The 15,803-nt window shown below is 67.0% G+C and carries 20 protein-coding genes; 9 read left to right on the top strand and 11 right to left on the bottom strand.

Going from position 1 to position 15,803, the window contains the following annotated elements; genetic code table 11:
- The first annotated feature begins 15 nt into the window (after nucleotides 1-15).
- Nucleotides 16-222, top strand: a complete 207-nt coding sequence (locus tag I6N91_RS14680) for a DUF2945 domain-containing protein (RefSeq protein WP_198813804.1) — start codon at nucleotides 16-18, stop codon at nucleotides 220-222.
- A 9-nt stretch (nucleotides 223-231) separates the two neighbouring features.
- On the opposite strand, the gene I6N91_RS14675 is transcribed toward I6N91_RS14680, so the two are convergent.
- The gene (locus I6N91_RS14675; RefSeq protein ID WP_307843372.1) at nucleotides 232-570 is read right to left on the bottom strand and encodes a DUF3140 domain-containing protein; all 339 of its coding nucleotides are present in this window, start codon (nucleotides 568-570) and stop codon (nucleotides 232-234) included.
- 139 nt (nucleotides 571-709) lie between these two features.
- Here I6N91_RS14675 and I6N91_RS14670 point away from each other — a divergent pair, with 139 nt between their 5' ends.
- The gene (locus I6N91_RS14670; protein WP_120169975.1) at nucleotides 710-1,252 is read left to right on the top strand and encodes a hypothetical protein; all 543 of its coding nucleotides are present in this window, start codon (nucleotides 710-712) and stop codon (nucleotides 1,250-1,252) included.
- 176 nt (nucleotides 1,253-1,428) lie between these two features.
- A complete protein-coding gene (locus tag I6N91_RS14665) occupies nucleotides 1,429-2,061 on the top strand; it encodes an FMN reductase (protein ID WP_198813802.1) in 633 nt (210 codons plus the stop codon).
- An 18-nt stretch (nucleotides 2,062-2,079) separates the two neighbouring features.
- Here the strand turns inward: I6N91_RS14665 and I6N91_RS14660 are convergent, their stop codons facing one another.
- Genes I6N91_RS14660 through I6N91_RS14650 form a run of 3 tightly spaced genes read right to left on the bottom strand, consistent with a single transcriptional unit; the run spans nucleotide 2,080 to nucleotide 5,049 of the window.
- Nucleotides 2,080-3,213, bottom strand: a complete 1,134-nt coding sequence (locus I6N91_RS14660; protein ID WP_198813801.1) for an NAD(P)/FAD-dependent oxidoreductase — start codon at nucleotides 3,211-3,213, stop codon at nucleotides 2,080-2,082.
- Nucleotides 3,206-3,925 carry a class I SAM-dependent methyltransferase gene (locus I6N91_RS14655; RefSeq protein WP_198813800.1) on the bottom strand — a complete coding sequence of 240 codons (720 nt, stop codon included), beginning with the start codon at nucleotides 3,923-3,925 and terminating at the stop codon, nucleotides 3,206-3,208. Before I6N91_RS14655 ends, I6N91_RS14660 begins: the two co-directional genes overlap by 8 nt.
- Nucleotides 3,922-5,049 (bottom strand): type III polyketide synthase, encoded by a 1,128-nt coding sequence (locus tag I6N91_RS14650; RefSeq protein ID WP_198813798.1) that lies wholly within the window; start codon nucleotides 5,047-5,049, stop codon nucleotides 3,922-3,924. The genes I6N91_RS14655 and I6N91_RS14650 overlap by 4 nt, the downstream gene beginning before the upstream one ends.
- Before the next feature lie 96 nt (nucleotides 5,050-5,145).
- On the opposite strand from I6N91_RS14650, the gene I6N91_RS14645 reads away from it, so the two are divergent.
- Together I6N91_RS14645 and I6N91_RS14640 are read left to right on the top strand one after the other, a co-directional pair.
- Entirely contained in the window at nucleotides 5,146-6,045 is a 900-nt protein-coding gene (locus I6N91_RS14645; protein ID WP_198813796.1) for an SDR family oxidoreductase, read from the top strand.
- 232 nt (nucleotides 6,046-6,277) lie between these two features.
- Complete coding sequence (locus I6N91_RS14640) at nucleotides 6,278-6,925, top strand: hypothetical protein (protein WP_198813794.1); 648 nt, start codon at nucleotides 6,278-6,280, stop codon at nucleotides 6,923-6,925.
- A 33-nt stretch (nucleotides 6,926-6,958) separates the two neighbouring features.
- Here the strand turns inward: I6N91_RS14640 and I6N91_RS14635 are convergent, their stop codons facing one another.
- The 4 genes from I6N91_RS14635 to I6N91_RS14620 form a co-directional block, all read right to left on the bottom strand.
- Complete coding sequence (locus I6N91_RS14635) at nucleotides 6,959-7,393, bottom strand: low molecular weight phosphatase family protein (protein WP_159620377.1); 435 nt, start codon at nucleotides 7,391-7,393, stop codon at nucleotides 6,959-6,961.
- Nucleotides 7,394-7,489: 96 nt separating this feature from the next.
- The gene (locus I6N91_RS14630) at nucleotides 7,490-8,521 is read right to left on the bottom strand and encodes an LLM class flavin-dependent oxidoreductase (protein ID WP_198813792.1); all 1,032 of its coding nucleotides are present in this window, start codon (nucleotides 8,519-8,521) and stop codon (nucleotides 7,490-7,492) included.
- A 122-nt stretch (nucleotides 8,522-8,643) separates the two neighbouring features.
- Complete coding sequence (locus tag I6N91_RS14625) at nucleotides 8,644-8,853, bottom strand: dodecin (protein ID WP_120169992.1); 210 nt, start codon at nucleotides 8,851-8,853, stop codon at nucleotides 8,644-8,646.
- Between the two features lie 174 nt (nucleotides 8,854-9,027).
- Nucleotides 9,028-9,720, bottom strand: a complete 693-nt coding sequence (locus I6N91_RS14620) for a transglycosylase family protein (protein ID WP_198813791.1) — start codon at nucleotides 9,718-9,720, stop codon at nucleotides 9,028-9,030.
- Between the two features lie 468 nt (nucleotides 9,721-10,188).
- Between I6N91_RS14620 and I6N91_RS14615 the strand changes: the two genes are divergently transcribed.
- Together I6N91_RS14615 and I6N91_RS14610 are read left to right on the top strand one after the other, a co-directional pair.
- Nucleotides 10,189-10,659 carry a thioesterase family protein gene (locus I6N91_RS14615; protein WP_198813790.1) on the top strand — a complete coding sequence of 157 codons (471 nt, stop codon included), beginning with the start codon at nucleotides 10,189-10,191 and terminating at the stop codon, nucleotides 10,657-10,659.
- Nucleotides 10,660-10,866: 207 nt separating this feature from the next.
- Complete coding sequence (locus I6N91_RS14610) at nucleotides 10,867-11,718, top strand: trypsin-like serine protease (protein WP_198813789.1); 852 nt, start codon at nucleotides 10,867-10,869, stop codon at nucleotides 11,716-11,718.
- Nucleotides 11,719-11,947: 229 nt separating this feature from the next.
- On the opposite strand, the gene fdhA is transcribed toward I6N91_RS14610, so the two are convergent.
- Nucleotides 11,948-13,165 carry a formaldehyde dehydrogenase, glutathione-independent gene (gene fdhA / locus I6N91_RS14605; RefSeq protein WP_198813788.1) on the bottom strand — a complete coding sequence of 406 codons (1,218 nt, stop codon included), beginning with the start codon at nucleotides 13,163-13,165 and terminating at the stop codon, nucleotides 11,948-11,950.
- Nucleotides 13,166-13,334: 169 nt separating this feature from the next.
- Here fdhA and I6N91_RS14600 point away from each other — a divergent pair, with 169 nt between their 5' ends.
- Entirely contained in the window at nucleotides 13,335-14,093 is a 759-nt protein-coding gene (locus I6N91_RS14600) for an SDR family oxidoreductase (RefSeq protein WP_198813787.1), read from the top strand.
- A gap of 75 nt (nucleotides 14,094-14,168) precedes the next feature.
- On the opposite strand, the gene I6N91_RS14595 is transcribed toward I6N91_RS14600, so the two are convergent.
- Together I6N91_RS14595 and I6N91_RS14590 are read right to left on the bottom strand one after the other, a co-directional pair.
- Nucleotides 14,169-14,414: a hypothetical protein gene (locus I6N91_RS14595; RefSeq protein WP_198813786.1), complete on the bottom strand. Its 246-nt coding sequence runs from the start codon at nucleotides 14,412-14,414 to the stop codon at nucleotides 14,169-14,171.
- A 59-nt stretch (nucleotides 14,415-14,473) separates the two neighbouring features.
- Complete coding sequence (locus I6N91_RS14590) at nucleotides 14,474-14,950, bottom strand: very short patch repair endonuclease (protein ID WP_198813784.1); 477 nt, start codon at nucleotides 14,948-14,950, stop codon at nucleotides 14,474-14,476.
- A 106-nt stretch (nucleotides 14,951-15,056) separates the two neighbouring features.
- Here I6N91_RS14590 and I6N91_RS14585 point away from each other — a divergent pair, with 106 nt between their 5' ends.
- Nucleotides 15,057-15,320 (top strand): DUF1508 domain-containing protein, encoded by a 264-nt coding sequence (locus I6N91_RS14585; protein WP_133402836.1) that lies wholly within the window; start codon nucleotides 15,057-15,059, stop codon nucleotides 15,318-15,320.
- The last annotated feature ends 483 nt before the right edge of the window (nucleotides 15,321-15,803 follow it).

Here is a 15,803-nt window from a genome sequence, read left to right as displayed (position 1 = left end):
AGAAGGGGCGCATCGATGTCATTCCGCAAGGGCGAGAAGGTCACCTGGAACACACCTCAGGGGACGACCGAGGGCAAGGTCGTCGAGAAGCGGGAGAAGGAGTTCACCTTTGACGGCCAGAAGTTCAAGGCGTCCTCCGACGAGCCCTACTACATCGTCGAGAGCACCAAGTCGGGCAAGCAGGCCGCCCACAAGCAGAGCGCCCTCAGCAAGCCTTCCTAGGCCGGCCCGTTACTTCAGCGGATCGTGGCCCCAGTTCATCAGGGAGTAACGCCATCTCGAGTGTTCGAGGTCGTCCTTGCCCGGAGTCTGCGCGAGATGCCGGTGCACGTAGCCGACCACCTTCGCCATGTGCTGGACATCGTTCTCGGTCAGGTCCGACTTCCGGGTTTCGAGGATATCCACGATCCGGCGGCCCGAGGCGTGGCCGACCGATTCCCCGCCGTCCTTCTGACCGACGGAGAGCGACTCATCGGTGTCAAGCCATTTCTTCAGCTCCGCGGCAGACATATTGACCGCTTCCCTCCACTGGGGCCACACCGCGTCGAGATCCGTCCCATTCGTTGCCACCTGTCCCTCCCTTCGCCGGGCGGGTTCCCGTGCCGGCATCCGCGTACTTCCTGTTTTTGGGCTTCCCGTAGCTTAATCGTAAGCATGCTGATAAAGGTAGAGGGTAGGTCGATTTTCGAGAACTAAGGAGTACGACATCATGGCAGGAAACCTTCTGGCTCGATCCGCCCACGACCTCGGCGCGGCCGCATGGTTCGGCGGAACCCTCATGGGTGCGGTGGGGCTGAACGGCGCCACCGGCAAAGCAAAGGACCCCCGCGAGCGCACACGCCTCTCGAGCCTCGGGTGGGCGAAGTGGACCCCGGTGCAGATCGGTGCGTTCGTCGCGCACGCGGTCGGCGGTATCGGGCTGATCTACGGCAACAAGGGCCGCCTGGCAAAGCAGGAGGGCGTGGGGGCCAATACGGTAATCAAGAGCGTGGTGACGGTGACCGGCATGGCGCTTTCCCTCTACGCAGGAATGATGGGCAAGAAGGTCGCCGAGCTGGCCGAACAGGGTGGCGAAGGTGCGACGGAGCCGCGCCCCGGCGCCTCGGACGAGCTCGCCAAGGCCCAGTCGCAGCTCAAGATGCTGCAGTGGGCGCTCCCCGTCGTCAGCGGTACGGTGGTGGTCCTCTCGGCCCATCAGGGTGAGATGCAGCGACCTACCAACGTGCTCGACGGAATTTTCGGCAGGAAGTAGGCCCCCGGCGGCCCCGCAGGGGGCGCTGAGGAAGAGGTGGCTCCCGGCGCATGGCGCGGGGAGTCACTTGCCGTTTAATCCCAAGGAGCGTTCGCCGCCGCGGAGGGAATGAAACCGGCGCCCCCGGAGTTGAGTCATGTGCATGCAAATGTATGTAATTCGAGAAGGGTTTTCCGGTGTCTACACCTTCAATTGTTGTCGTTTCGGCGGGGTTGGGCGTTCCCTCATCAAGCAGGATGCTTGCCGATCAGCTGGCGGAGTCGGCTGTTGAGGCTCTTGGGGCGGCCGGTGTCACCGCCGAGGTCGAAACGATCGAGCTCCGCGAGCTTGCCCTCGATATTGCCAATCACCTCGTCACGGGTTTCGCCCCGCCGGCCCTCGCCGCGGTCCAGGAGCGGCTCGCAGCGGCCGATGCGCTGATCGTCGTCAGCCCGGTGTTCTCCGGGTCTTACAGCGGGCTTCTCAAGTCGTTCTTCGACGTCCTCGACCCCAAGGCCCTCGAAGGGATGCCCGTGCTTCTGGGCGCAACGGGCGGCAGCGCACGGCACTCACTGATGCTCGAGCACGCCCTGCGGCCGCTGTTCACCTACCTGCGGGCCGTCGTCGTTCCCACGGCCGTCTACGCCGCACCGCAGGACTGGGGCGCCGGCAGCGGGGACGGCGCCCCGGGGCTCGAGCAAAGGTCGCGCCGGGCAGCAAAGGAGCTGGTGGCACTGATCCTCGGGTCACTCGGCCCCCGGCCGACCCGGGCACCCGAGGTGTCGGCACCCTTCGAGGAGCTGCTGGCGAAAATCCAGGGCAACCGCTAACCCCGGCCACCCGCGGTCTCACTGCATGGTGAAGGCGCGGGCAATCCCGGAGGAGACGGCGGGCCGCGACAAGAGGTGGGCGAGGGCCGCGTTGCGGGCCGCCAGCACCGGGGGAGGTAGGGGCCTTCCGAGGGCCATGTTCAGGTGGGCCTTGCGCCGTGCCACGCCCGCGGCCCGGCGCCGGGTCCGATTGAACCGGGCCAGCTGCTGCCCGATTTCGGCGCCGTCGCATAGGTGCGCCGTGATGAGCGGCACGAGGGCCTCGACGTCGAGCCAGCCCAGGTTCATTCCCTGGCCCCCAATGGGGCTGATTTCATGGGCGGCGTCGCCCACCAGCAGCACCCGGCCGGCGACAAGCCGCTCGGCCAGCCGGGACCGCACCTCGAAACTGCTGACCATGGTGTTCCCGGCCGGGTCCACCGCCACGCTCGTGCGCTGCCCGATGAGGCGCGAGAGCAGGTGCGGGTCGGGTTCGGCGGGCGTTCCCAGCCGCACCACCCAGCGGCGCACCCCGCCCGGCAGCGGGAACGACTCGACGATGCCTGCGGTCTCGAGGTAGAGTACGGCGGAGTCGCCGTCGCCCGTCCCGTCGGGGAAGTCGCCCATGAGGTAGCAGTCGGGGTAGAACCTTCCAGGAGCCCGGATGCCGGCAAGGTCCCGCACGGCACTGCGCGCTCCGTCGGCGCCGACGACGAGACGCGCCTCAAAGACTTCGGCGCCTCCGGGCGTCGCGGCATGGACCTCTACCCGGTCGCCCAGCTCCGAGAGGCCGGTCACCCTGGTTCCGCGGCGCAGGGTGCCGGGAAAACGCCCGGCGAGCCGGTCCTCAAGCACCTCCTCCGTCACGGCCTGCGGGACCGCCAGCACGTAGCGGTGCTCCCCGGGGAGGGCGGCAAAGGAGAGGGTTGCGACCTCCCGTCCTGCGCTGCGGGCGATTCCCTCGGTGATCCGCACCCCCCGCGCCTCAAGCGCACCGGCCACGTCCCCCGCTGTCAGTGCCGCCAGGGCCGGAGGGTGGATGCCGATGGCCCGGGAGTGCCCGCTGCGCGCGGTGCGCCTCTCAAGCACGACGACGTCCAGACCGGCCTGCCGCAGCGCAAGGGCGGCGTAAAGGCCAACGGGGCCGCCGCCGACCACCACCACGTCATGCATCCGTGCCGGCCCGAAAGACGAGGTGGTTCCGGAAGGGAACGGCGCTCTCCACGCTCCACCCCGGCCGGCGGTCGGCCGCCAGGACCTCCCGGAGTTCGGCCGGGGTGTAGCTGCGGCGGATGGAGGTCAGCCCGTCCCGGCGGATGTACGACCCGCGCAGGGGCAGGGTCCCCACCGAAAAGAGACCGTAGCCGATCCTGCTGCGGGCGATGTCGCTGTGCACCGCGAGGCGCTCGGCCAGCCGGCCGCTGTCATCGAGCAGGCCCGCCAGGGCACCGGGGTCGAGGTGGTGGAGCACATGGTTTGAGGTGACGACGGTGAACCGTCTGCCCTCGGCGACAAGCTCGGAGCTCAGCGCCCTGCGGAAGCTCAGCCCGGGAACCCCCGGGCGGGAGGTGGCATAGGCGTGGGCCCGCCCGTCAGGGTCGATGGCCGTGATGGTCAGGGCCAGCCCGTCGCGGCGGGCCCAGCGGGCCAGCGCCCGGGGAACGTCTCCGCCGCCCGAGCCGATATCGAGCAGGGTGTTCTCCCGGTTCGGGGAAAGCTGGGGGCGCACCAGCGTTCGATAGGTGTGCCTCCAGCCGGCCACCACCGCGTTGACGAGGCCGAACTGGGAGTAGGTGCGCTCAAGCGTGAGTGGGTCGCAGTCGGGCTTGTCCATCTCCTCGACGGCTCCGGCGTCGCGCCGCAGGAGGAATCCGCCGGGGGTCATCCGATCTTCGTGAGGAGGGCCGTCTCCACGGTGAGGCCGGGCCCGAAGGCCATCGAGCAGACCCGTCCGTTGCCGCCGGAGGAGGGCTGGTCGAGGATGTTCTTCAACACGAACATCACCGTTGCGCTGCTCATATTGCCGTAGTTGCGCAGGATCTCCCGCGCCGGCGCCAGCTGGTCCGTGGTGAGGTCGAGCTTGGCCTCCACCTTGTCGAGGATGCTCCGGCCGCCCGGGTGGATCGCCCAGTGTTCAATGTCCGAGTAGGCCTTGCCCTCGAGGGAGATGTCGTGGGCCAGCAGGGGTTCGAGGGCCGAGACGATGTTCTCGTCGATGATGTGGGGCACATAGGTGCCAAGGACCATCTCGAAGCCTTCATCGCCGATGTTCCAGGCCATCGATTCCTCACCCACCGGCGTGAGCACCGTTTCGAAGTGGTCAAGGCTCAGGACGGGGCCGGTCAGCGGCAGCTCCCGCGCGGTGATGATGGCGGCCGCGGCGCCGTCGGCGAAAAGGGAGGAGCCGACGATGGTGTCGGGGTTGTTCGAGGAGCGAACATGCAGGGAGCACAACTCGGCGCTGACCACCAGGACCACGGCCTCAGGATCGGCCTCGCAGAAGGCCTTGGCGGCGCGCAGGGCGGGAAATGCCGCGTAGCAGCCCATGAAGCCGAGGTGGTACCGCTGGACGGCGGGGCTGAGGTCAAGGGCCCGCACCACCTTGTAATCGGGTCCGGGATTGAAGAACCCCGTGCAGGAGACGGTGACGACGTGGGTGACATCAACCGCCTCGATGCCGTCCGCGGCCTCAAGGGCCCTGCGGCCGGCCTCGATGAAGAGCTTGCTTCCCTCCTCGGCGTACACCGCGTTGCGGGTCTTGGTGCTGGGGCTCAGGATCAGCATCTGCCGCGAATCGAAGAAGACCGGGTTCTCGGCGGTACTGTCGAGCGTCAGTTCCTTGACCGCCGTGTACCGGGTGTCGATGCCGGAGGAGTCGAAGGCGGCTCCCACCAGGCGGGTCCCAAGCCGGGTCAGGTCCGGCTGCGCTGCGAACACGTCCCGCACCTGGGGCTGCACCATGACCGTCTCGGGCACGGCTGTTTCGAGGGACCTCAGCATCACTGTCATAGTCCATTGTTAGGGGACTCACACGCAGAACACAATGACAGTAGGCTTAGTATTCCTGCCTCAGCAGGGAACGAACCGACCGGTAAGGAGTGCAGCATGTCGAACCCGAACGCGCATCCACTCGAGCAGGATGACCCCCGCGGACCCAAGGAGGAGGCCTCGACCGACCTCCAGGACTATCCCGGCTTCACCGAGCAGATGGACCCGCGGCCCGACCACGGCGAGGACACCTACCGCGGCACCGGCAGGCTGGCCGGCCGCAGGGCCCTGATCACCGGCGGTGACTCGGGCATCGGACGCGCCGTCGCCATCGCCTACGCGCGGGAAGGGGCCGACGTCGCCATTGGGTACCTTCCGGAGGAGGAAGAGGATGGCCGCAGCTGCATCGAACTCATCGAGGCCGAAGGCCGGAAAGCGCTCGCCCTGCCCGGGGACATCCGGGAGGAGAACTATGCCCGGACCGCGGTGGAGCGCGTCGTCGCGGAGTTCGGTGGCATTGACCTGCTGGTGAACAACGCCGGGTTCCATATCGCCCAGCCCGGCGGGATTGCCGACATCCCGACGGAGCAGCTGAAGCGGACGTTCGAGACGAACGTCTACGGAACCGTCTGGATGATCCAGGCGGCGCTGCCGCATCTGCGCGCGGGCGCCTCGATCATCAATACCACCTCCATCCAGGGCTACCACCCGTCCACGTCCCTGATGGACTATGCGGCGACCAAGGCGGCGCTCAACAGCCTGACCTTCAGCCTGTCCGAACTGCTGGGCGAGCAGGGCATCCGGGTGAACGCCGTCGCCCCCGGGCCCATCTGGACGCCGCTGCAGCCTGCGACAACCACCCCGGAGAAGCTTGAGCGCTTCGGTGAGGACACACCCCTGGGGCGGATGGGCCAGCCCGCGGAGCTGGCCGGGGCCTTCGTCTTCCTCGCCTCGAACGACGCCCGGTATGTCTCCGGAGAAGTGCTGGGCGTCACCGGAGGGAACTACCTCGCGTAGGGCGGGGCGGAGCTCGAGGCCATCGCCACATGGCTGAATGGGTTCGTCGACCTGGCCTCGCAGCCGGACCACATCCTCTACGAATCGCCGGCCTCGGGCCACGCTTTTTCGACGCGCTCGGCAGTTCCGGCCGGCCGGCACCCAGCCGGCAGGGCCCGGGCTCCGAATACGTTTCAGAGCACGGCCGCTCCTCCCGCGGGGGTGGCGGAGGCCCCGACCACGGAAGAGCGCTATGACGATGAGAAAGACCCCGAGGCGGCTCGCTGGAGCCGCGCTGCTCCTGACGGTGCTCCTCTCAGGCTGCGGTGTAACCGAGGAGAATCCACTCGACGTCAACGCCGCCCGGGATGTGTCAACCGGTCCCGTCAAGGGCTCTCCGGCCAGCTCGGTCAAGGGGGAGGACCCCCTGAATGTCGGGGTGGACGGGGCAAAACTCTGCGGGGTCCAGCCGAAGGACAGCTTCCAGGAATACACGGTCATGCTTCACAACCCGACCCTTGAGGAGTTCACCTTCGGGGACATTGCGCTTGGTGCTCCCGAGGGGCTGCGGATGGTCTCGGCGGAAATCACGCCGGCCAACAAGGAAGGCCACGGCCACCACGGGGCGGAGGCCGATGCGGGCCACTCCGGACACGGGGCCTCGGCAGCACCGTCGACCGAGCCGGCGGAGCCGAGCACCTTCCTGGTGGATCCGGTCCCCGCCAAGGGGTACCGCTTCACCCCCGACTCCCACATCAACATCGTCGTGGCGGTGGCCCTTGAGGAGGGCGTGGACAACGGCACCGCGGAGAACATTCGGGTGCGGTTCGCCTCATCCGAACGCGACTACGACGTGGCGCACAACCTGGAGATCGAGATCGACCGCACGAGCTGCTCCTGACGCCCAGGCGGGCGGGATCGCATGCGGGAGGTCCTACTGGGCGTCGACGTGGCGCCCGGGCAGCAGCTCGGTGATCAACTGCTGGACCCTGCCCTTGATCTCGTCGCGGATCCGGCGGACCGTCGCCTCATCCCGGCCCACCGGGTCTTCCACGGGCCAATCCTCGTGCCTCAGATGCGGGAAGTTCGGCTCCTGGTCGGCATACCCCAGGGTGATGACCACATCTGAGGCCATCACCATGTCGTGGGTGAGCAGCCGTGGCACCCGGGTGGAGATGTCCACCCCCACCTCGGCCATGGCCTCGACCGCGGAGTTCTCAACCTGGTCTGCCGGGTGGGGGCCGCCCGAGTGGACCTCCACGCGGCCCTGGGCAAAACGGGTGAGGAACGCGGCTGCCATCTGGGACCGAGCCGAGTTGAACTCGCAGACGAAGAGAACCGTGGGTTTGGTTCCGGTTGTCCCCGCCATGTGCTCCGCCTTTGCTTGGGCCGATCCGCTACACCGAAGTAAACCAGCAGATCGGCCGTTGGCATACCCGCCGGGCCCGCAGCGGCCCCTGCGCCCTCAGGCCAGCAGGTCCTTGACCATCGGAACAACCTTCGTCCCGTACAGCTCCACATTACGCATCAGCGCCTCGTGCGTCATCGGGCCGGAGCCGTACTTGAGCGTGAACCGGTCGACGTTCAGCGTCTTCACCGTCTCTGCGATCTTGCGCGCCACCGTCTCGGGCGAGCCGACGTACAGTGAACCCCCCTCGATCTCGGCGTCAAACTCGGCACGGCTCGTCGGGCCCCAGCCGCGCTCGGCCCCGATCCGGTTCCTCATAATTTCGAAGTTGGGCCACAGCTCCTCGCGGGCCTGCTCGTCGGTGTCGGCGACGTGGCCGGGGGAGTGCATCCCGACCGGCAGGAGGGGCTTGCCCAGCTGCGTCAGGGCCCGGTGGTACAGGTCAACGTAGGGCTCGAACCGCGAGGGGTGGCCGCCGATGATCGCAATCATTAGGGGCATGCCGTACTGGGCGGCGCGCACGACCGACTGCGGGCTTCCCCCGACGCCGATCCACGCCTTCAGCTCACCGGAAGCGGTGGTGGGGAAGACGCGTTGCTGCGTCAGCTCGGGGCGGGTGCGGCCGCTCCAGGTGACGGGCCTTTCCTTGCGGACCTCAGTGAACAGGTCCAGCTTGTCCTCGAAGAGTTCCTCGTACTTGGTCAGGTCGAATCCGAACAGCGGAAAGGACTCGGTGAAGGAGCCCCGGCCCAGGATTACTTCGGCGCGGCCGTTGGAGGCGGCGTCGAGGGTTGAGAAGCGCTGGTAGACCCGGATCGGGTCATCGGAGCTGAGGACCGTCACCGCGGAGCCCAGCTTAATGCGTTCGGTGCGGCCGGCGATCGTCGCAAGCACCATCTCCGGGGATGACACTGCGAAGTCGGAGCGGTGGTGCTCTCCAATGCCGAAGAAGTCGACGCCGACCTGATCCGCGAGAACCCCTTCCTCGATGACATCTCGGATCACCTGGTGGTAGGGCACGGGGTTGCCGTCTGCATCCGACGTGACATCTCCGAACGTATCCAGTCCAAGCTCGAGTTCCTTCGCCATGAGTGCTCCTGTAATAGGCCGACGCGGCCCGGGAGGTGCCGCAGGGGACATAACGCCGTCAGCGGCGCCACCATTCCCTAAAGCAGCCCTGAGCGCGCCCTGGTCAAGGAGGGCGGAGGGGCTCAGTCGTCGAGGCGGAAACCGACCTTCATCGTCACCTGCCAGTCGGCGATGGCGCCGTCGACGAGGTGCCCACGGACCTCCTTCACCTCGAACCAGTCGAGGTTGTGAAGTGTCGATGCCGCGCGGGCGATCCCGTTTCGCACTGCTGCATCCGAGCCGTCCGGCGAGCTGCCAACGATCTCCGTTATGCGGTAAGTGTGCCCGGCCATGAGTCCTCCTTGACGATGTGGATGCGCGGCGGCGCCGCGGGATGGCCGCAACACTATTACGTGCCGGCACCGCAGTCCAGAGTCCGGAAGGGACAGGACCAACCAAAAGAACCCCCTGCCTCGACAGGAGGCAGGAGGTTCTTGAGGTTGGGCGTACTGCCCGGGCGGGAGTGCTTAGGCGGGAAGCTGAAGCACGTTGCCGGTGAAAATGAGGTCGGCGTGGATGACCGTGTCGGTGTTGGCAGCGAACAGGGCCTGCCAGCCACCGGCGATGCCGAGCTTGTCGGCGATGGAGCTGAGGGTGTCACCGGACTGGATGGTGTAGGTCTCTCCGCTGAGGGCGGGAGCCTGCACGGCGGGTGCCTGGGCAACGGGTGCCTGGGCAACGGGTGCCGGTGCGACGGCAGGTGCCTGGGCGACAGGTGCCTGGGCAACAGGTGCCGGTGCGACGACGGGGGCCTGGGCCACGGGAGCCTGCTGGACCTGCAGCGGGGCAGGAGCAGGGACTCCACCGGTGCTGGCCGCGCTGTTCAGGCCGAGCTGGGAAGAGCAGGAGGGCCATGCGCCCCAGCCCTGACCGTCGAGCACACGCTCGGCGACGGCGATCTGCTGCTCGCGGCTGGCGTCGGCTGCGGAGCCGGTTCCACCGTAGGCGGCCCAGGTGCTGGGCGAGAACTGCAGCCCGCCGGAGTAGCCGTTGCCGGTGTTGATGCCCCAGTTGCCGCCGCTCTCGCACTGTGCGAGGGCGTCCCAGTCGCTGGCCGGAGCGGCGGTGGCCGCACCGGCGGAAGCGCCGAGGCCAAGGCCGGCAAGGGCAACAGCGGCGAGGCCGCGACGCGCGTTAAGGCTAAGTGTGGAATTCTTCATGAGGATTGATGCTCCCAAAGGCCACCAGTACTCGTTCCGTCCCCGGACGTCTCAGTACCGCTGCTCACCTTGACGATATAGAGGTCATGGTTAGGTAACCGCCGGACGAGCAGCATGTGGTGATGGCGGCACCGGGCATATGCAGCTGCTCAAAGGTCGGCAGCGAGTCTCATTCCCCAGGGCGGGGAACCTCCACCACGGTAGGCTATAAATTGATCGTTGCCAAACTGAGATGCAACGGTGATTGACATTTGGGGGACTGTGCAAACTAACGCTGGCGTTCAGTCGAAATCTCTGTCACACTACCGCCCGGTAACTTCACGCAGGGGAGGAAGAAGGCCCATTTTGCCGCCGATTGGAAGGCGCAATGGAGCCTCGAACCCGCTTGGGTCGGCGAAAAGTCCGTCCGGGGTGAGGTTCGTCACTCCAGCCTGCGGAGGGCGCTGAGCGATGCTGTAGAACGGAGTCATGGAATCGCCACCCCAGGCCCTCACCTGCCACGTCCCGCTTCGATGGGGCGACATGGACGCCTACGGCCATATCAATAACGTCCAGGTGCTCCGAATCCTCGAGGAGGCCCGGATTGCGGCCTTCGGGCCACCCGCGGGCACGGGGCTGCCGGGCACGGCACCGCAGGTGGAGCTGTTCTCCTCGCTCGAACCCGGCGTCCAGGCCCTCGTCGTCGAGCACCGCGTGAGATACACCGCTCCGCTCGACTACCGGAACATCCCCGCCGTCATCGATGTCTGGGTCAGTGGGCTCACCCCTGCCAGCCTCACCCTCTCTTACCTGATCCGCGATCCGGAGAGCCGAACGGTGTGCGCCAAGGCCGAGACGGTCCTCGCGTTCCTGCGCGTCGATAAGGGGCAGCTGGTGCGCCTTGATGCCGAGCACCGGCGCCTGCTTGAGCCCCACCGCGCCGGCCCGGTCTTCGCCTGAAGCCGCAGCCGCCGGTTAGGCACCCGCCCTGCCGCCCGGTGCGCGAAATTCCTTGACGCTCTTTCGACCGCAGAAGCAGAATGATTTCGCCCGAAGCGAACAGCCTGCCCGGAAGGAGGGGCGGTGCCTCGCGACTGGCAGTTCGATCCATCGAACCATCAGTTATCGAGTCCTCGTGTTTCCCTTCCACCCGTAAAGGACAGCAGAATGAAACGCTTCTTCAGAAGATCGGCGCTCCTGCTCGCGACCACCCTTTCGCTCGCCATCGCCGGCGCACTTCCGGCACCCGCAATCACCGGCGGCGAACCCGACGGCGATGATCATCCCAATGTGGGCCTGATTGTCTTCTACGGAGCGGACGGCGGCCGGTACCGTTGCTCCGCCACCCTCATCTCGCCGACCGTTCTGCTGACGGCAGCCCACTGCACCGAGGGAACTGCGGGCGCCACCCTCGTCACCTTCGACTCGGTCATCGCCGAAGCGCCGCCCTCGCCGCTGCCTGCCGCGGCCGTCCCAAGCGCCGGCTACACCCCCGAAGAGCTCGAGGCGGCCGGTTACCTGTGGGGAGTCGCGGAAACGCACCCCGGATACTCGAATTTCACCGACCTGGCCAATTGGAACGATGTGGGGGTCATCGTGCTCGACGAACCGGTTGCAGGCGTCGCGCCCGCGACGCTCGCTCCGGTCAACTACCTTGACCGGTACCGGCAGCCCCGCCTCAACTCAACGATCTTCGAACTCGTCGGATACGGCACCGAGGTGCGGAAGCCCGAGAGTGGACCACAGAAGCCACAGCCAATGAGCTATCCGCTGATTCGCCGCTCCACGACCTCACCGGGCCAAAAGCTCACGCCGCAGATCATCCAGCTTCAGGGCAATCCGAACGATAACCGCGGCGGTGGGGGGACCTGCTTCGGGGACTCCGGCGGTCCTGTCTTCCTCGACGGCTACCTGGTTGCCGTGACCAGCTATGGCTACACGGAAAACTGCCGCTACCTCGGCGGCTACCAGCGCGTCGACATCCCCGTAGCGCAGGACTGGCTGGCTCTCTACCTGTAGGAAGCCGGCCGGAAAACAACACGGCCCCTCCCGCTGGCCGAAAGCCGGTGGGAGGGGCCGTTTTCGTGGGCATACGCCCCCGGGACCTGTCCTGGCGGGGAGGCCCGCGGGCGGAAAGGTCCTGGGCGGAAAAATGTTGGGGGGGGGGGCAGCCGTTCCGGCCGGCGGAGCGCCGGCCGGAACGGAAGATGCCCGGGCCGTCGCGTCAGCGAAAGCCCGGTACCGCGGACTAGGCCGCGATATACCCGTTGGGGTTGAGCACGTACTTCGTGGCGGCGCCGGCGTCGAACTCCTGGTAGCCCTGGGGGGCCTGGTCCAGCCCGATCGGTTTGGCGTTGACCGCCTTGGCGATCTGGACCTTGTCGTGCAGGATCGCCATCATGAGCCGCCGGTTGTACTTCATCACCGGGCACTGCCCGGTGGTGAAGGCCAGCGACTTGGCCCACCCGGTGCCGAGGCTGAGCGAGAGCGAGCCGACCTTGGCCGCCTCGTCGATGCCGCCCGGGTCACCCGTGACATAGAGCCCCGGAATGCCGAGCGCACCGCCTGCGGCGGTGATCTGCATCAGCGAGTTCAGCACCGTCGCCGGTGCCTCACCGGCGTCCTTCGAGCCGTGGGCGCGTGCCTCGAACCCCACGGCGTCGACGCCGCAGTCGACCTCGGGCACACCGAGCAGCTGCTCGATCTGGTCCCGCGGATCTCCCTTGGAGACATCGATGGTCTCGACGCCGAAGCTGCGGGCCTGCGCCAGCCGGTCCTCATTGAGGTCGCCCACGATCACGACGGCGGCACCGAGCAGCTGCGCGCTCGCTGCCGCGGCGAGCCCGACGGGCCCCGCCCCCGCGATGTACACGGTGGAGCCAACACCTACCCCGGCCGTCACCGCGCCGTGGAACCCCGTGGGGAAGATGTCCGACAGCATGGTGAGGTCGAGGATCTTTTCCAGGGCCTGATCGCGGTCCGGGAATTTCAGCAGGTTCCAGTCCGCGTACGGCACCAGCACGTACTCGGCCTGGCCGCCCACCCAGCCACCCATGTCGACATAGCCGTAGGCGGCACCCGGTCGGGCTGGGTTGACGTTGAGGCAGATTCCGGTCTTGCCCTCCTTGCAGTTCCGACACCGCCCACAGGCGATGTTGAAGGGCACCGAGACGATGTCACCCTGCTTGATGAATTCGACGTCCCGGCCGACCTCGACTACCTCGCCGGTGATCTCATGGCCGAGGACCAGGTCCACCGGTGCGGTGGTGCGGCCCCGGACCATGTGCTGGTCCGACCCGCAGATATTCGTCGCCACCGTCTTAAGGATGACGCCGTGGTGGAGCGCCCTGCCGACATTGGCAGGGTTGACCCCCGGCCCGTCCTTCAGCTCAAAGGTGGGGTATTCGGTATCGATCACTTCGACCTTGCCGGGCCCTTTGTAAGCGACAGCCCTGTTCGTGGTCATGGTTTTCCCTTTCCCTTGACAGTTGACCCGATCGCCAATGACCGGGCCATTCCCGCTGGGACCTGCCTCTCAGCCTGTCCAATCCGTCGTTGGCCGGGGGGCTGGCCCGGCATCAAACTAGCGGGGTGAAGGTTGCATCAGCGTTGCAGGAAAGGGCACAGTAAGGCCCATGACTCAGACCGCTATGATTACTGGCGCGACCGCCGGCCTGGGCGCAGAATTCGCCCGTTCGCTGGCCGCCCGTGGCTCTCATCTGGTGCTCGTTGCCCGCGACGCCGAACGCCTCGAAGATGTCGCCCGCCGCCTGCGGCGGGCGCATGGCGTGACCGTGGAGGTCCTGCCGGCCGACCTGCTCGATGACGGCGGACTGGACCGGGTGACGGCGAGGCTCACGGAGGACGCCGTGCCCATCACCACCCTCATCAACAATGCGGGATACGGTCTGCGCCAGGCGTTTGCAGAGAACTCCTTCGAGGAGGAGCGGCGTCATCTCCGGATCCATATCGAGGTTCCGTTGGCCCTCACCCATGCGGTGCTCGGCGGCATGCGCAAGCGGGGAAGCGGGCACATCATCAACGTGGCGAGCGTCGCCGGCTTCGTTCCGCGGGGCACCTACGGTGCGGCGAAGGCTGCGATGATCAGCTTCAGTCGGTGGGCCAATCTTGCCTACGGCAAAGAGGGCATCACCGTGACGGCTTTGTGCCCCGGCTTCGTCCATACCGAGTTCCACGACCGGATGGGCCTCGACAAGTCAACCATTCCGGCCTGGATGTGGCTCAACGCCGAGCAGGTCATCGCCGAGGGACTCCGCGATGCCGCCGCTGGCAAGGCTGTGTCGATACCCAGCGTGAAGTACAAGGCGCTCGCCGGCATCGCCCGCGCTCTGCCGTCACGCCTGGTGGCGGGTCTCGCCAGCCGGGGCCGCTGAGAACGGCGCCGCCCTCACCGCCCGGCCACGGAGGGCAGCGCCCGCCTGCGCCTCGCTGCGTCCCGCGGGGCGGGCTCAGCCTTCGCTGTCCCACGTGTCGACGTCGGCTGCGGCCGAGTCTTCAGGATGGCGGTCCGGAGCGGAGTCGCCGGATCCGGGATCGCCGGTGAAGCTCGCGGGCACCATGCCTCCGGCTGAGTTCCCCTGCTGCTCCCGGATGTTGGTTCCGGGGTCGCCGGTGGTGCCCGTTCCGGCCTCCGGCTCAAGGACGTCCTTCCGCCGATCGCCGGCCGGCTCCCGGGTGCCGTTGGAATCCGTCATGGGTGTCCTCTTCCTATTGATTGCCCCGGCCGCTGCTGGGCCGCTGTCCTGCGGCTAGCCTACGCGGGCTCCGGCGGGCTGGGTTCGGCCGGGCCAAAAGGAGCGCCCGGCGGGGCCCCGAGGAATGCCCTCAGCTGCTCCTCCAGGGCCGACGGGGATTCTTTGAGCCGGCACTCCCAGGCGATGAAGACCTCCCAGCCCTGGGTGCGCAGCGCCTCCTGCTGGCGTTGGTCCCGCAGGCGGGTGCGCTCCCGCTTGTCGGCCCAGAACTCGGAATTGGTTGACGGGGCGCGCTGGCCGGCGCGGCAGGAGTGGGAATGCCAGAAACAGCCATTGACAAAAACCACTTTGCGGCGCCCGGCGAAGACCAGATCTGGTCGGCCGGGAAGTGGGCCTCCCGCGGTGGCCCCATGGAGGCGGTAGCGGTACCCGGCGCGGTGCAGCAGGCGGCGAACCACAAGTTCGGGCTGCGTGTTCTTGCCCCGGATTCGGGACATATTGCGGCTGCGCTGTTCGCGGCTGACGGTGTCGGCCATCCTCCGATCGTAGGGTGCCGCCACCCGATGAGCCAAGAAGCCCTAAGTGTGCTTATTATTGAACACCGCTAGGTGGAAAATAAGCCCCTTACAAGGAGGTAAGACAATGGCTGGTTACTTCAAACTGGTCGACGCTCACGACGGTGGATTCCGGGTAAAACTCACGGCCCCCGACGGCTCCCTCGTCGCTGTTTCAACCTTCTTCGCCACCAAGCAGGAGGCGATCTCCGGAATCGAACTGATCCGTGAGATCGCTGGAACCGGGCCCATCGTGGATCACAGCCGGGACGAAGAGCTCGTCCAGGAGGACTTCCTGCGCAGTGCAACCGCCGAACTGGCTGCCGATGCCGGTGAAATCCGCCGCGCCTGACCTCTTTCTGCGCCCCGCGGCGAGCTCCCGACACCCCCCGGTGAGCTCCCGACACCCCACCGCGAGATCTCCGGTCGAGGACCAGGGCCTCCCGGTTCCCCTTTCGCGGCCTCCCGCCGAGGAACGTCCGCAGAGGAATCTCCGACGTCCTGCGCCCGGCTCTGACTCCCGCCCGCAACGGCCGGATCCGGCCTGTAATTCTCGACGGCGCGCAGGTGTGTACGAATGTATACATTCGCGCGGCGGGAAAGATAGACTGGACCGCATACTAACTTTTCACGCAATGCAATAAGGAGCGATGGTCATGACTGCCGCGGATTCATTTGGTTCAAAGGGCGTTCTCGATGTCGCCGGTACGTCGTATGAGATTTTCCGGCTGGGGGCGGTGGAGGGGGCGGAGAAGCTTCCGTTCAGCCTGAAGGTGCTGTTGGAGAATCTGCTGCGGACCGAGGACGGGGCGAATATCACCGCCGATCATGTGCG

The sequence above is a fragment of the Arthrobacter sp. MSA 4-2 genome, from assembly GCF_016405885.1.
GTDB lineage: Bacteria > Actinomycetota > Actinomycetes > Actinomycetales > Micrococcaceae > Arthrobacter_D.
This window is presented reverse-complemented; position numbering and strand designations above follow the sequence as displayed.